Source organism: Streptosporangium sp. NPDC006930, assembly GCF_040635605.1.
Classification (GTDB): domain Bacteria; phylum Actinomycetota; class Actinomycetes; order Streptosporangiales; family Streptosporangiaceae; genus Streptosporangium.
The window spans coordinates 264,455-279,353 of the sequence record NZ_JBEYID010000010.1 but is presented as its reverse complement, the minus strand read 5'-3'; the positions used below and the strand labels follow the sequence as shown (position 1 = coordinate 279,353).

Annotated in this window: 12 protein-coding genes and 1 pseudogene; 7 read left to right on the top strand and 6 right to left on the bottom strand. The window is 69.3% G+C overall.

Features of this window, described 5'->3' with window-relative positions; translation table 11 throughout:
* Nucleotides 1–44: 44 nt before the first annotated feature.
* Nucleotides 45–659, bottom strand: a complete 615-nt coding sequence (locus ABZ664_RS20075) for a TetR/AcrR family transcriptional regulator (protein ID WP_362511585.1) — start codon at nucleotides 657–659, stop codon at nucleotides 45–47.
* Between the two features lie 86 nt (nucleotides 660–745).
* On the opposite strand from ABZ664_RS20075, the gene ABZ664_RS20070 reads away from it, so the two are divergent.
* A complete protein-coding gene (locus ABZ664_RS20070) occupies nucleotides 746–1,762 on the top strand; it encodes a hypothetical protein (RefSeq protein ID WP_362511582.1) in 1,017 nt (338 codons plus the stop codon).
* Nucleotides 1,763–1,864: 102 nt separating this feature from the next.
* Here ABZ664_RS20070 and ABZ664_RS20065 read toward each other — a convergent pair whose 3' ends face one another.
* Nucleotides 1,865–2,764 (bottom strand): hypothetical protein, encoded by a 900-nt coding sequence (locus ABZ664_RS20065; protein WP_362511579.1) that lies wholly within the window; start codon nucleotides 2,762–2,764, stop codon nucleotides 1,865–1,867.
* A gap of 873 nt (nucleotides 2,765–3,637) precedes the next feature.
* On the opposite strand from ABZ664_RS20065, the gene ABZ664_RS20060 reads away from it, so the two are divergent.
* Entirely contained in the window at nucleotides 3,638–5,173 is a 1,536-nt protein-coding gene (locus tag ABZ664_RS20060) for a pectate lyase (protein WP_362511576.1), read from the top strand.
* An 82-nt stretch (nucleotides 5,174–5,255) separates the two neighbouring features.
* Here ABZ664_RS20060 and ABZ664_RS20055 read toward each other — a convergent pair whose 3' ends face one another.
* The 4 genes from ABZ664_RS20055 to ABZ664_RS20040 all read right to left on the bottom strand — a co-directional run bounded on the left by ABZ664_RS20055 (nucleotide 5,256) and on the right by ABZ664_RS20040 (nucleotide 8,531).
* Nucleotides 5,256–6,179 (bottom strand): RNA polymerase sigma-70 factor, encoded by a 924-nt coding sequence (locus ABZ664_RS20055; protein ID WP_362511573.1) that lies wholly within the window; start codon nucleotides 6,177–6,179, stop codon nucleotides 5,256–5,258.
* Nucleotides 6,180–6,196: 17 nt separating this feature from the next.
* The gene (locus tag ABZ664_RS20050; protein WP_362511570.1) at nucleotides 6,197–6,670 is read right to left on the bottom strand and encodes a carboxymuconolactone decarboxylase family protein; all 474 of its coding nucleotides are present in this window, start codon (nucleotides 6,668–6,670) and stop codon (nucleotides 6,197–6,199) included.
* 124 nt (nucleotides 6,671–6,794) lie between these two features.
* A complete protein-coding gene (locus ABZ664_RS20045) occupies nucleotides 6,795–7,523 on the bottom strand; it encodes a VOC family protein (protein WP_362511567.1) in 729 nt (242 codons plus the stop codon).
* Nucleotides 7,524–7,730: 207 nt separating this feature from the next.
* Nucleotides 7,731–8,531, bottom strand: a complete 801-nt coding sequence (locus ABZ664_RS20040) for an IclR family transcriptional regulator (RefSeq protein WP_362511564.1) — start codon at nucleotides 8,529–8,531, stop codon at nucleotides 7,731–7,733.
* Nucleotides 8,532–8,663: 132 nt separating this feature from the next.
* Here ABZ664_RS20040 and betA point away from each other — a divergent pair, with 132 nt between their 5' ends.
* The 5 genes and pseudogenes from betA (at nucleotide 8,664) to ABZ664_RS20015 (ending at nucleotide 14,868) form a co-directional block, all read left to right on the top strand.
* Nucleotides 8,664–10,304: a choline dehydrogenase gene (gene betA, locus ABZ664_RS20035; protein WP_362511561.1), complete on the top strand. Its 1,641-nt coding sequence runs from the start codon at nucleotides 8,664–8,666 to the stop codon at nucleotides 10,302–10,304.
* A 196-nt stretch (nucleotides 10,305–10,500) separates the two neighbouring features.
* On the top strand, nucleotides 10,501–11,304 hold the full coding sequence (locus ABZ664_RS20030; protein ID WP_362511558.1) for an IclR family transcriptional regulator: 804 nt from the start codon (nucleotides 10,501–10,503) through the stop codon (nucleotides 11,302–11,304).
* Nucleotides 11,305–11,440: 136 nt separating this feature from the next.
* A pseudogene (locus tag ABZ664_RS20025) lies at nucleotides 11,441–11,620 on the top strand (betaine-aldehyde dehydrogenase); the annotation flags it as partial.
* A gap of 45 nt (nucleotides 11,621–11,665) precedes the next feature.
* Nucleotides 11,666–12,874: a betaine/proline/choline family ABC transporter ATP-binding protein gene (locus tag ABZ664_RS20020; RefSeq protein WP_362511555.1), complete on the top strand. Its 1,209-nt coding sequence runs from the start codon at nucleotides 11,666–11,668 to the stop codon at nucleotides 12,872–12,874.
* Nucleotides 12,874–14,868 (top strand): ABC transporter permease subunit, encoded by a 1,995-nt coding sequence (locus tag ABZ664_RS20015; RefSeq protein ID WP_362511552.1) that lies wholly within the window; start codon nucleotides 12,874–12,876, stop codon nucleotides 14,866–14,868. The genes ABZ664_RS20020 and ABZ664_RS20015 overlap by 1 nt, the downstream gene beginning before the upstream one ends.
* Nucleotides 14,869–14,899: the final 31 nt, after the last annotated feature.

The following is a 14,899-nucleotide window of genomic DNA, read 5'->3' as shown; positions in this document are numbered from 1 at the left end:
TTGTTCGACGGGCTGGCGGAACTCCAACCTGCCCGCGCCGTGGATTACCGCGATGAACCGTCGGTCGCCGATCGACCGGTCCCAACGGTGATGCCGCCGACGATCAGGTCGGTGAGTGCGGTGACAGCGTCGGTGGCGGTGGTCCGTCCCCGGTTCAGCTCCGCGGCGATCGCCTCGGCCGCGCCCAGCGCGCCGACGCAGCGCAACCAAAGGGCCTCCGGTGTGAGGTCGGAGTACGGCGTCAACGCCGAGGCCATCAGGTCGGTGAAGCTGTCGAACATCTCGCGCTCGATCGCCTCCATCCGCGGGTTCCCCCTCAGCGCGGCGGAGACGGCGTTCCACTCCGGCATGTCGGTGGAGCACACGAAGTACGCGTCGCTCAGGACGCGCGCCGTCTCGCGAAGGGTGGCCTCGGCCTCCCGCAACGCCTGCTCCGACGCGGTCCTGTGGCGTTCGTCGAGCCGCTGGTAGAGCGCGAGCAGCAGGCCGGGGCGGGTGCCGAAGTGGTCGTAGACGATCGGCCTGCTCACTCCGGCGGCCTCCGCGAGGGTGAGCAGGGTGAGGCCGTCGGCGCCCTGGTCGCGCACGATCGTCAGGGCGGTGTCGAGCAGCTGCTCCCGCCTGGCCTGCTTGGACAGGCGGGTCGATACCGGGGCCATCGTCCTCCCTTGCGTTGCCGCCCAGCCTAGGCTACAAAATGTAGGTTACAAAATGTAGGTTAGTGGGGACGTGAGAGGAGAACGCGATGGAACACGCGAAATCGGTACTGATCATGGGAGGGTCCGGTCAGACGGGCGCGGGGATCGCGGCCATCCTGCGCCGCTGGTATCCGACGCTGCCGCTCACGATCGCGGGCCGCGATCTGGAGCGCGCGCGGCGCGTCGCCGACGACCTCGGCGACGCGACAGCGGTGACCGTCGATCTGCGCCGCGACGACCTTGGCCTCCCCGCAGGCCATGAACACTCGGCGGTCGTCGCGGCACTGTGGGACAGCCACCTGAACGGACTGCGCTACGCCCAGGACCGAGGGCTGCCGTACGTCAGCCTCTCCAGCGGCCTGACGGACATCGCCCCCGAAGTCGTCGCGGGCGGCCGGCGGGCCGGTGCCGCGCCGATCCTGCTGGCCAGCCACTGGTACGCCGGTCTCGTCACCCTCGCGACACTGGAGCTCGCCAGGGAGTTCGGCCGGATCGACACCATCCGGGTCGGCGCCGTGCTGGACGAGCCGGACATCGGCGGGCCGGCGGCGGCGGCGGACATGGAACGCCTGACGGCCGCCACCTCGGCGGGTCTCGTCCGTCGCGACGGCGTCTTCAGTTGGGTCGACGGCCCCGACGCGCGGGTGGAGGTCTTCGGGGCCGACGGCGCCGTCCTGCCCGGTCAGCTCATGGCCGCCCTCGACGTTCCGAGCCTCGCCCTCGCGACGGGCGCACCAAACGTCCGCTTCGCGTTCGCGGTCGGTGTGTCCGCCGAGGACAGGCGCCGAGGTGAGCCCGCCTCCAGCGTGGTCGGGATCGATCTCGAAGGAGAGGATCACCGGGGTGCGCCGCTCAGGAGGAGACGCCACCTCCGCCACCCGGAGGGGCAGCGCGACCTGACCGCGCTCGCCGTCGCCCTCGGTGTCGAACGACTGCTCGGCCTGCGCGGCGAAACCGTGGCACCGGGCCTCCACACCCCCGAGGCGTTGATCGACCCCGCCTACGCGGTCGAGCGGATGACGGAGATCGGTGCCACGTTCGTCGAAGCGCCGGGTGATCGATGAAAAGCCTCTGCGCGTCCCGGCTCATCGGGGACCGGGCAACGGGGGAGCCCCTCCACCGGTGCCGGTGGAGGGGCTCCGTGTCAGGGATGCCGGGTCAGGGGGTCAGCCCGGTGGGAAGTTGCCGTTCTTGGCGACGGGCAGGGCGATCTGGCTGGCGCCGCTGAGCACCGCCTGCTCGGCCGGGAGACCGGCGAGGACGGGGTTGATGTGCCGCAGGGTCAGCGACACCGTGGGCAGGGCGGGGGTGACGAGGTCGAACTTCTCCAGGTCGATCCACCGGACGATGTTGAGCACTTCGCTCGGGATGTTGTCCCCGGCCTTCTGCACCGGGACGCACAGCTGGCGGGCGTTGAGGATCTGAGCGCCGTGTGTGGGGATGATCGGGGTCAGGACGGGGTTGAGCTGGCGCAGGGACAGCTGCTGGTTCAGCGAGACGTTGGGGGTGATGGCGTAGCACTTGAGGTCGATGTGACGGACGAGCGCCAGGATCTCCGCGGGTGGGACCACGTTGTTCTTGATGACCGGTACGCACAGCTGCTGTGGGGTGGTCATGGAGATCTGCGTGCGCGGCAGGCCCTGGAACAGCGGGTTGAGGTGACTGAGCACGAGGCCCGTGTTCACGGTGATGCCGGAGATCTTGTAGCAGGCCAGGTCGATGAACCTGATGAAGTCGAGCGCGGGCGACGGCGGCGCCTGGTTGTTCTTGGCGACCGGGACGCACAACTGCTCACGCTGGCCGAGGGTGACGGTCTCGGTCGGCAGGTTGCTGAGCACCGGGTTGAGGTGCCGCAGCGTGAGCGTGGTGGTGGGCGGCTGGTACGGGCTGGTCTTGAAGCATTCGAGGTCGAGGAAGGCGGTCAGATCCTTCGGTGTCGGCAGCGAGGCGGCGCTGGCGGACGGCACACAGAGGAACGCCACGGCGAGCGTCGCGACGACGGCGGATGTGAGGCGCCGGAGCGTCGTTTTTCTACGCCCGTGAATTCCGGTTACGGCTCGGTCCATTGAGGCTCCAAAAGCTGGGGGGTGGGCCTTCTCAACGCCGAGTGTGTGCCGTCGTGGACTGACTTTCAATATTAATGACACTTTTTATTGCATGTAAAATTCGGGTCGACGGGCCGAGGATTTGTCATCGACCATAAAAGCGTTGTGAGCTCTCCGTTAACCGGCGTGCGGTGGTTTTGTCGAGTCTCTGCCAACTTAATGGCATAGGTCACGAGAAATGCGCATTAGACGGGTTGACCTGGGGATGGGATCGCGGTAAAGGAGGCGGTCCGCCCACCCTGATGTCCTGGCCGGGGAAGCTCGTCTCTCACCGTGATCCCGCCTGCGAATAGCCGGAGTCGAGGGGGGACATGGGCGACCCTTTCCGGAATGTAACCCTTCCCGATGGAGTTCGTGGGCCGAGGTCGGCTCGGAAAGTCGGTAGTTGTTACTTCTTCCCCGGACTAAATCAGGATTTACGTCAGGTTCGAACTTCGGGGTGGCGTGCAGGGTTCTTTTTCGCCGCGGGGCCGGATAGGACGGGTGTTTCGCGTATCGTTTCCGGCCTCATATCCACCGCTCCTGACTTCCCGGGAAGCGAATCATTCGATCTGGGAAAGAGGGGGGTGCTCCGGCTCTCCGGCTCCCCGCGGGGAGCCGGAGAACGCGGGGGAGCCGGGCCTCCTGCCTGACACCTGCGAGGCGGGGTTCCGCGAAGTGCGCGCTCCGCCCCGGTGGGCTCACAGGTGCGTGTGCAGCTTTGTTGCAGGTTTCACCGTCGCCATTGACGCCTTTTGACGGCCGACGTTATCGTGCAAGCGATGGGAAAGCGCTTTCCGTATCGACCTGTATGGATTCGCGGGCCCCCTACCCGGCGACGAAAGTGAGACGAGGATGAGACGAGCAGTCGCGTTGCGACTCCAGGCGGCGCTGGCCGCGGCGGCCACCGTGGCCGCGGTCGGTGTGGTTCTGCCGACGTTCCAGGCGTCGGCGGCGGTCGGCAACGCCACCGGTTACGCGACCGCCAACGGCGGGACCACCGGAGGCGCGGGCGGGCAGACGGTGCGGGCCACCACGGGGACCGCGATCCACGCCGCCCTGTGCGGCCGGGCCAGCAGCAGCACCCCGATCACCATCCAGGTCGAGGGGACCATCAACCACGGCAACACCACCAAGGTGTCGGGTGGAAGCTGCAACACCGCCGCCGGTGTGATCGAGCTCAAGCAGATCAGCAACGTCACGATCATCGGGGTCGGCAACGGTGCCGTCTTCGACCAGCTGGGCATCCACATCCGCGAGGCCCGCAACATCATCATCCAGAACGTCACCATCCGGAACGTGAAGAAGTCGGGCTCGCCCACGTCCAACGGCGGTGACGCCATCGGCATGGAGAGCGGCGTACGCAACGTCTGGGTCGATCACGTCACCCTGGAGGCGTCGGGCGGGGAGTCGGAGGGCTTCGACGGCCTCTTCGACATGAAGGACGACACCCAGTACGTCACCCTGTCCTACAGCACCCTGCGCAACTCCGGCCGCGGCGGGCTCATCGGGTCCAGTGAGAGCGACCGTTCAAACGGTTTCATCACCTTCCATCACAATCTGTACGAGAACATCGACTCCCGCACGCCCCTGCTGCGTGGCGGCGTGGCCCACATCTACAACAACTCCTACGTGAACCTCCGTGAGTCCGGCATCAACTCCCGGGCCGGGGCCCGCGCGAAGGTGGAGAACAACTACTTCAGGAACTCCAAGGACGTCCTGGGCACCTTCTACACCAGCGAGGCCGGCTACTGGCAGGTCGCGGGCAACATCTTCGACAACGTGACCTGGTCCAGCCGCAGCGGCGACAACAACCCCGCGGGTCCCAACCCGCAGTCCAACACCACCGTCAGCGTCCCGTACTCCTACACCCTCGACGGGGCGAGCTGCGTGCCGAACATCGTCAGCCAGACGGCGGGCGCCAACAAGGGAATAAAGGTGTCGAACGGCAGCTGCTCACCGCAGACGCCGCCGCCGAGCACCAGCCCCACGCCCACCGTCACGCCGTCGACCCCTCCGTCCGGCGGGACCAACCTCAGCATCGGGGCCGATTCCGACGGCTCCAGCAAGGGCGGCGGGACCAGCTACGGCAACGTGCGCGATGGCAACCTGAGCACCTACTGGTCGCCGTCCGGATCGACCGGTGACATCTCGATCAAGTGGAGTTCCGCCAAGACGATCTCCAGGATCGTCATCCGTGAGGCGTCGGGCGCCACGGGCGCCATCGGGGCCTGGCAGGTCGTCAACCCCGCCAACGGCGCCGTCCTGAAGTCCGGCAGCGGGGCGGGCACCATCACCTTCACCGCCACCTCGCTGAGCAAGATCACCTTCAGGATCACCGGCGCGACCGCCACGCCGCAGGTCGCGGAGTTCGAGACCTACGCCGCGTAAAGAACCGCTCGCACCGCCCACCACCGATCACCCGAGCCGAGGAGCGGGGCCTTCAGATCGAAGGCCCCGCTTTTCGGCGCGATCATTTCGTGGGCCGGTGTGCCTGTCTTGCCTCGCGAGTGAGCGCCCAGGCATCTGCCACCGGGCCCATGTGTCCGAGCTTGTCGGGATTGATCACCGAACGGATCGTCTGAATACGCCCGTCGAGCATGTCGAGGACCAGGGTGTAGAGCACCTTGCCGTCCCGGTCGTGGAAGATCGCGCCAGGCTCGCCGTTGACCTCGTGCGGCTCGAACGTCACGTCGATCCGGACCAGCTTGAGGGAGAGGGAGGCGAGCAGCCGGGCCACGGACTCGGCGCCGATGACCGCCCTGGCCAGCTGCGGGGCCTTGCCGCCGCCGTCGCCGACCATCGAGACGTCGGCGGCGAGCAGTTCACGCAGACCGGCGACGTCACCTTCGCGGAAGGCGCCGAAGAACCGTGAAGCCAGCTCCTCCCGCTCCGCGCGGACCGCCTCGAAGCGCGGACGCCCGGCCTCCATGTGGCGTCGTGCCCGCACCAGCAGTTGCCGGCACGCCGCCTCCGAGCGGCCCACCGCCGTGGCGACCTCGTCGAACCCGAAGCCGAACACCTCCCGCAGCACGAAGACCGCCCGCTCCAGCGGGCTGAGCCGCTCCAGCAGCAGCAACGCCGCCATCGACACCGAGTCGGCCAGCTCCGCCGCCCGCGCCGGATCCTGATACGGGTCGCTCAGCAGCGGCTCGGGCAACCACGGGCCCACGTACTCCTCCCGCCGCACCCGCGCCGAGCGCAGCACGTCGATGGAGATCCGCGTGACCGTGGCCGACAGAAAGGCCTTGGCCGACGTGGGCCGGGTCGCCGAGCCGTCGAAGCGCAGCCACGTCTCCTGCACCGCGTCCTCGGCCTCGCCGACACTGCCCAGGATCCGATAGGCGATCGAGAACAGCAGCGGCCGCAGCTCCTCGAACTCCTCGACCTCGCTCACACCTGATCCCCGCCCTCTCAGTGGAACCGGCCGGGCTCGTAGTCGCCGGCCGGCTGCCGGCTGATGACGTTCAGCCGGTTCGCCGCGTTCATGAAGGAGACCATGAGCACCAGGGCGGTGAGCTGCTCACTGTCGTAGTGCTTGGCGGCGTACGCCCACACCTCGTCGCCGACCCCACCGGCCGCGTCCGCGATCCGGGTACCCTCCTCCGCCAGCTCCAGCGCGGCACGTTCGGCCTCGGTGAAGACCGTGGCCTCCCGCCACGCCGCGACCAGGTTCAGCCGGACCGAGGTCTCGCCTGCGGCGGTGGCGTCCTTGGTGTGCATGTCGACGCAGACGGCGCAGCCGTTGATCTGGCTCACGCGAAGCGCCACCAGCTCCTGCGTGGCGGCCGGCAGCGGCGATTCCTTGAGCGCCCTGCCCGCCGCCATGAAGTGCTTGAGGATCTTTCCTGCGGTCGGGTCGGCGAAGTAGTCGAGTCGCGCGTCCATGGTGTGCCCCTTCGTGGTCGTCGATGGCTACACCTCCTGAGACGAGGCAGGTCGACTCCCTGTGACATCGGACGAACGTGACCTGGGTCTCCCGGCGGCCCCGGCGTCGAGCCGCCGGGGCCGGTCACGCCGCCGGCGGGGGCGACACGCTGAACTCGTTGCCATCGGGGTCGGCCATCAGCACCTGGCCGGTCCCGCGGGGACCGCTCTCGATCAGGGTCGCGCCAAGGGAGACGAGACGCTCGACCTCCGCCTGATGATCACCGTTCGCGGGTGGGGCGAGGTCGAAGTGCAGCCTGTTCTTTCCGGTCTTCGGCGCCACCGGGGGACCGCCCCACGTGATCTTCGGTCCGCCGTGCGGCGAGCGGATCGCGGTCTCCTGGTCCTGGTCCCAGACCAGCGGCCAGCCCAGCGCCTCGCTCCAGAAGTATCCGACCTCCTGCGAACCGTCGCACGCGAGCGCTCCGACGAATCCGCAGTCGGCGAGGAAGCTGTTGCCCGGCCCGATGACGCAGAACTCGTTGCCCTCGGGGTCGGCGAGCACCACATGCCCCTCCTCGAGGCGTTGCCCGATGTCGATGTGCCGCGCGCCGAGTTCGAGTGATCTGGCCACCGTGCGCCGCTGGTCCTCAAGGGAGGTGCTCGTCAGATCGAAGTGCATCTGATTCTGGCGGGTCTTCTTCTCCGGGGTCGGCAGACATCGGATCCGGAACCCGGTGTCGTCGCTCGGCAGGAGGGTGATGTCGTCGTGGGCGTCGCCGGCCGTCTCCCAGCCCAGGACTCCGGCCCAGAAGCGCGCGAGACGGAGCGGGTCGTTCGCGTCGAAGCAGAGCGCTACGAGCTGAGCGGTCATGTGGCTTCTCCAGTTCGCCGGCTCGCGGGCGCGGGGCGGGGCGCGTCCTCCCGCGCGTGAGGGAGGCCAACGCTAGTCCGCCCAAGGAGCGCGAGGCGAACGCTTTTGGGCCGGGGGACGGCGCTTACGGCGCACGATCCGCGATCGGCGCGGGGCCGCCGGTCGCCGCGTACGAGGCCGGGGTCGTTGCGGCGAGGACTGTGGCGCTCAGGTCCGGTCGGTGTGGCCGAGGCGGTGGCTGATGTCCAGGGCTCCGGCGATCACTACCGGCGCCAGCTCGTGCAGTCGCTCCTCACCGAAGCGGTAGGCCGGGCCGGACGCGCTGACGGCGGCGACGATCTCGCCGTCGTGGGAGCGGATGGGCGCGGCGACGGCGTTCAGGCCGATCTCGTACTCCTCGACGGTGACGGCGTAACCTCGCTCGCGGGCCTGGAGAAGCTGTTTCTCCAGCGTGTCGGCCGAGGTGATCGTGTTCGGGGTGTACGTCTTCAGCCCGCTCGCGGCGACCAGCCGGACCCGGTGCAGGTCGTCGAGGTGGGCGAGCAGGATCTTGCCGCTGGAGGTGGCGTGCAGCGGGGTGAGCTCGCCGACCCAGTTGTGGGTGGTGACCGCCGCCGGGCCGCGTACCTGGTCGAGGTTGACCGCGTAGTGGGAGCGCAGGACGGCGATGTTGACCGTCTCGCCGATCTCCTCGGCGAGGCGGCGGCAGACGGGGCGGCTCTGCTGGGTGAGGTCGAGCCGGGAGGCGACCCCGCCCGCGAGGCGGATGATCCCGAAGCTGAGGCGGTACTTTCCCCGCTCTTCGGCCTGCTCGACCAGGCCGCGCGACTCCAGCGCCCCCAGCAACCGGAACGCCGTCGACTTGTGGACCGATATCTCCTGGGCTATCTCGCTCACCCCGGCCTCGCGGCGCTCGGAGAGGATCTCCAGGATGGTGATGGCCCGGTCGACGGACTGGACTCCGCCACTGCTGTCGGCGGTACGGCCGCCGAGGGGATCGTTGCCCATAGCCAGGGACTTTAGGCGCTGGGGGCAATGAATGCCATTGGCGGAACAATCGTCGTTGCGAATGGTGCAGCCCATTGCGCTATTCGCTACAATTTTGGGCATTACCTCCAGCTTGAGCGAGGCGAGGCAGACATGTACGACTTCGTCATCGTCGGGGGCGGTTCTGCGGGAAGCGCCCTCGCGAACCGGCTGTCGGCCGACCCCGCCAACCGGGTGCTGGTGCTGGAGGCGGGCCGCCCGGACTACCCGTGGGACGTCTTCATCCACATGCCCGCCGCGCTGCCCTTCCCCATCGGGAACCGCTTCTACGACTGGAAGTACGAGTCGGAGCCCGAGCCGCACATGAACGGCCGCCGGATCTACCACGCCAGAGGCAAGGTGCTCGGCGGCTCCAGCAGCATCAATGGGATGATCTTCCAGCGCGGCAACCCCATGGACTACGAGCGCTGGGGCGCCGACGAGGGCATGAAGACCTGGGACTTCGCCCACTGCCTGCCCTATTTCAAGCGCATGGAGAACTGCCTGGCCGCCGACCCCGCCGACTCCTGGCGGGGGAGGGGCGGCCCCCTGGTGCTGGAGCGCGGGCCGGTGCGCAACCCGCTGTTCGGCGCCTTCTTCGAGGCGGTGCAGCAGGCCGGATACCCGTTGACCGACGACGTCAACGGCTACCGCCAGGAGGGTTTCGCCCGCTTCGACCGCAACATCAGCAGGGGGCGCCGCCTGTCGGCCGCCCGCGCCTACCTGCACCCCGTCATGAACCGCCCCAACCTGGAGGTCAGGACGCGGGCGCACGTCACCCGGATCCTCTTCGAGGGCGGGCGCGCGGTCGGCGTCGAGTACGACGGCCGGACGGTCCACGCGGGCGAGGTGATCCTGTGCGGCGGCGCGATCAACTCCCCGCAACTGCTCCAGCTCTCCGGGGTGGGCAACGCCGCCGAGCTGGACGCCCTCGGTGTCGAGGTCGTGCACGACCTGCCGGGCGTCGGCGAGAACCTCCAGGACCACCTGGAGGTCTACATCCAGTACGGCTGCAAGCAGCCGGTGTCGATGCAGCCCGCGATGAAGTGGCGCAACCGGCCGCTCATCGGCGCGCGGTGGCTCTTCCTGCGCAGCGGGCCCGGTGCGACCAACCACTTCGAGGCGGGCGGCTTCACCCGGAGCAACGACGACGTCGACTACCCCAACCTGATGTTCCACTTCCTGCCCATCGCGGTCCGCTACGACGGCTCGGCGCCCGCGGGCGGGCACGGCTACCAGGTGCACATCGGGCCGATGTACTCCGACTCGCGCGGCTCGGTGAAGATCAAGAGCACCGATCCCCGGGTCCACCCGGCGCTGCGCTTCAACTACCTGTCCACCCAGCAGGACCGGCGCGAGTGGGTGGAGGCCGTCCGGGTCGCCCGCGACATCCTGAACCAGCCCGCGATGGACGCGTTCAACGCCGGTGAGCTGTCGCCGGGCCCCGGGGTCGAGACCGACGAGGAGATCCTCGACTGGGTGGCGAGGGACGGCGAGACCGCGCTGCACCCCTCCTGCACCGCCAGGATGGGCGTCGACGCCATGTCGGTGGTGGACCCGCTGTCCATGCGGGTCCACGGCCTCGACGGGTTGCGCGTGGTGGACGCCTCGGTGATGCCGTACGTGACCAACGGCAACATCTACGCGCCGGTCATGATGGTGGCGGAGAAGGCGGCCGACCTGATTCTGGACAACACCCCGCTCGCCGCAGAGCACGCCGACTTCTACCGGCACCGCGACGGCTCCCCTCGCTGATCGCGCGCCCGCCGGCCGTGCGCCGCTGACCGTGCCCGCCCGCTGACCGTGCCTGCCCGCTCACCGTGCCCGCCCGTCCGCCGCGTCTCGCGCGGTCTCCGGCATGGACGGAGGCCAACTTCGCCGAGGTCTTCTCCCGTGGACAGTGGGGTCTCTTGGAGGCCGGGTCTGTGCGTGATCCGCTTACAGTTGTGTCATGAGCAACGAGCTGGAGAGAGATGGCGCTGCGGTGCAGTCCGTCGACCGCGCGCTGTCCGTCCTGCGGCTGCTCGCCCGCCACGGTGACCTCGGCGTCAGCGAGATCGCCGCGGAGCTGGGGGTTCACCGCTCCACCGCGTTCCGTCTCGTCATGACGCTGGAGCTGCACGAGCTCGTCGAGCAGACCGCCGACCGGGGGAAGTACCGGCTGGGGGTGGGAATCGTCCGGCTCGCGGGCGCCGCGACCGTGAGGCTCGACGTGGTGCGGGAGAGCCGTGCCAGCGGCGAGCGGCTCGCGGCGGCGGTCGGCGAGACCGTGAACGTGGCGATCCTCGATCGCGACGAGGCCCTGTACGTCGACCAGATGGCGGGGCCCTCGGCCCTGCAGGCCTACAACTGGGCGGGGCGGCGGGTGGCGCTGCACGCGACGTCCAACGGCAAGGTGCTGCTCGCCCACGCTCCGGAAGAGCGGTTCGAGCGGCTCGTCGCCGGGCCGCTGCGCCCGTTCACCGACCTGACCGTGACCGACGCCGGGCTGCTGCGCGAGGAACTCGACACCGTACGCAGGCGCGGCTACGCCACCGCCGCCGACGAACTGGAGATCGGCCTGACCGCGGTGGCGGCGCCGATCTTCAACGTCGAAGGGGCGGTCGTCGCCTCGATGAGCGTGTCCGGGCCGACCTTCCGGCTGCCGCCCGAGCGCCTCCCCGAGGTGGCCGAGCAGGTGATGGCGGCCGTGGCCGAGGTCTCCTCACGATTGGGCTGGCACGGGAATGAAGACCGCAAGCCCTTGACTGGGTGAACAAAAAAGGACGATTCTGTTCCTCGTTAAGCATTCCGATGCGTCATACGCAACTGCGTTATGCGCAGCGGATCATGCGGTAGCGGAAGGACGGCCGTTCGTGCTGCTGCAGGCCTGGTGGAAGGTGAACGGGCGGCTCCGGCGCGGGATCGTCCGGATCGACTACCGTCCCTACATCCTCCAGGCGGAGCGGGGCGGTTTCAGGCGGTCGGGGATCGGCCGCGAGCCGGGCCAGGCGGACCCGGCCGAGTATCGGGAGACCAAGCACGTGTGGCGGAACGTCCGCCCCCGCCCGCAGCGGTGGTTCCGCGGCTGACGGACCGACCCTCGTCCCCAGACGACCCGTGAGGTGGTCACGACCATGACGTCACCGACCCAGCAGGTGCGGCCGGAGGCCGCCGCGCGACGCGAGGACCGGGCCGTCCTCGACGTGCGAGGTCTCTGGAAGGTCTTCGGCCCGCGTCCGGACCGGGTCGTCGGGACCCCGCTCGCGGAGCTCTCGCGAAGCGAGCTGAGGGCGAGGACGGGCTGCGTGACCGCCGTCCGCGACGTCTCCTTCACCGTGCGGTCCCAGGAGGTCTTCGTCGTGATGGGCCTGTCCGGCTCCGGCAAGTCCACCCTCGTCCGCTGCCTGACGCGGCTCGTCGAGCCGACGGCGGGACAGGTGCTGTTCGACGGCGAGGACATCCGCGAGGCGGGCGACAGGCGGTTGCGCGAGCTGCGCCGCCACCGTTTCGCGATGGTCTTCCAGAACTTCGGGTTGCTGCCGCACCGGCGGGTGCTGGACAACGTGGCCTACGGGCTGGAGATCCGCGGCATGAGGAAGGAGGCCCGCTACGAGCGGGCCAGGGAGATGGTCGAGCTCGTCGGCCTGTCGGGCTCGGAGGACTCCTACCCCGACCAGCTGTCAGGCGGTATGCAACAGCGCGTCGGGCTGGCCAGGGCACTCGCGGTGGACCCGGACGTGCTCTTCTTCGACGAGCCTTTCTCCGCTCTCGACCCGCTGATCAGGCGGGACATGCAGAACGAGGTCATCCGCCTGCACCGTGAGGTCGGGAAGACGATGATCTTCATCACGCACGACCTGAGCGAGGCGCTCAAGCTCGGCGACCGCATCCTGATCATGCGTGACGGCGAGCTCGTCCAGATGGGCACGCCGGACGAGGTCGTCGGGGCACCGGTGGACGACTACGTGCGCGAGTTCGTCAGCGACGTGCCCCGCTCGAACGTGCTCACCACCCGCTGGATCATGCGCCCGCCCCGGCCTGACGAACCGCTGGACGGCCCGGAGGCCGGCCCCGACGTCGTCGTACGCGATGTCGTGCACACGGTCCTGCGCGCGACACGCCCGGTCAAGGTCGTCGAGGACGGCGAGCTGCTGGGGGTCGTCACCGCCGAGGAGGTCCTCGGGGTGCTCGCCGAGCCGTCTCCCGAGGGAACCACCGCCAAACCGGCCACACCCGCAGAACCCGCCGGAGCCGCCGGGCCGCCTCCGGACAGAGTCTCCACCGAGCCGGCGGAGCCCGGTGAGCCCGTCGCCGGGCCAGGTAGGCCAGGGGAGCAGGGCTGATGGCCACCGGGGCCACCTCGGCCGGTGGCCTGCGGCTCCTGCCCGCCTGGCCCCGCCGCTATCTGATCGCCGCCGTCGTCGCGGCCTGGGTGCTGCTCTGGGTCTTCCTCCAGGGCCGCGACACCTTCCAGCTCGGCGGCGCGGAACTGACCCCGCTGCACGTACGGGTCAACGAGGCGAGCGAGGTCATCGACAACAGCAGGAACGAGAACCCGTTCTTCCTGTACTTCATCAACTACATCCGGCTCTTCCTCGATGAGTTCGTCACGTTCGTCCAGGCACTGATCAGTCAGCCGTCCTTCGGGCGCCCGCTGCCGGTCGTCGGCTGGCTGGGCGTGGTCGCCGTCGCCACGGCGATCGCGCTGCTGTGGGGCAACCTCAGGGTCGCCCTGCTGACCGCGATCGGTTTCGCCTCCTTCGGCCTGCTGGGGCTGTGGGAGGAGAGCATGGACACCCTCGCCCTCACCCTGGCCGCCGTCGCGATCTCGCTGCTCATCGGCATCCCGCTCGGTGTCTGGGCCGGGGTGAACGACCGGTTCAACCGCCTGGTCACCCCGCTGCTCGACTTCATGCAGACGATGCCGACGTTCGTCTACCTCGCGCCGCTCACCCTGTTCTTCCTCATCGGCCCGGCGAGCGCGACCGTGGCGACCGTCATCTACGCCGTCCCGCCCACGATCCGCATCACCGCGCACGGCATCCGCGAGGTGCGGCCCGCGACGCTGGAGGCGAGCACCTCCCTCGGCGCGACCGCCTGGCAGTCCCTGAGGAAGGTACGGATCCCGCTGGCCAAGCGGACCATCATCGTCGGTGTCAACCAGACCATCATGGCCGCATTGTGCATGGTCACCATCGCCGCGCTGATCGACGCCCCCGGCCTGGGCAAGACGGTCGTCAAGGCGCTGGAGACCCTCGACGTCGGCGGCGCCTTCAACGCGGGCCTGGCGATCGTCGTGATGGCCATCGTGCTCGACCGGGTCACCTCCGCCGCGGGACGCCGCGTCGAGACCCGCGACCGGGCCGGACTCTCGCGCGGGGCGGGCCGCCGCCGCGCGGAGATCGGCGCGGTCCTCGCGGTCACCGGCGTGCTGGTCTACCTCTCCCATATCTACGTGTGGGCCGCGGAGTTCCCGGGCGAGGCGAACGTAGGACGGTACGTCCGCCAGGGCGTCGACGCGGCCACCCTGTGGGCGCAGGACAACCTCGCGGTCTACACCGGCGCCTTCAGGAACGCTGTCTCCTACGGCCTGCTCAACCCGTTCGAGGCGTTGCTCACCGACTCGCCGTGGTGGCTGGTCGGCGCGGTGCTGATCGCGTTCGCCGCGATCCTGACGAATGTCAGGGTCGTGTTCGTCACCGCGGTCTGCGTCGCCCTGCTCGTCGTGCTCGGCCTGTGGCAGGACAGCATGGTGACACTCGCCTCGACGCTGGTGGCCACCGTCCTGGTGATGGGCCTCGGGGTGGTGTTCGGCGTCTGGATGGGACGCAGCGACCGCGTCGACCAACTGGTGCGGCCGGTCCTCGACGCGGGGCAGACCATGCCGCCGTTCGTCTACCTGGTGCCGATCCTCGGCCTGTTCGGCGCCACCAGGATCACCGCGATCATCGCCGCGGTCGTCTACGCGGCGCCGGTGGCGGTCAAGCTCACCGCGGACGGCATCCGCGGCGTGGCGCCGAGCGCGGTGGAGGCCGCCACGGCCGCGGGTTCCAGCACCTGGCAGCTCATCACCAAGGTGCAGCTGCCGATGGCGCGCGGCGCGCTCACCCTCGCCGCCGGCCAGGGGCTCATCTACGTGCTCGCCATGGTCGTCGTCGGCGGCCTCGTCGGCGCCGGAGCGCTCGGCTACGACGTGGTGGCGGGCTTCTCCCAGCTTCAGCTGCGGGGCAAGGGGCTCGCCGCGGGCGTGGCGATCGTCGTACTCGGGATCATGCTGGAGCGCATCACCAGGGCGGCGGCACGGCGGGCCGACGCCGAGGCGCACGGCCTCCGGTGAGGAGCGGGAAGAGACGAGACAGCGAGGGACC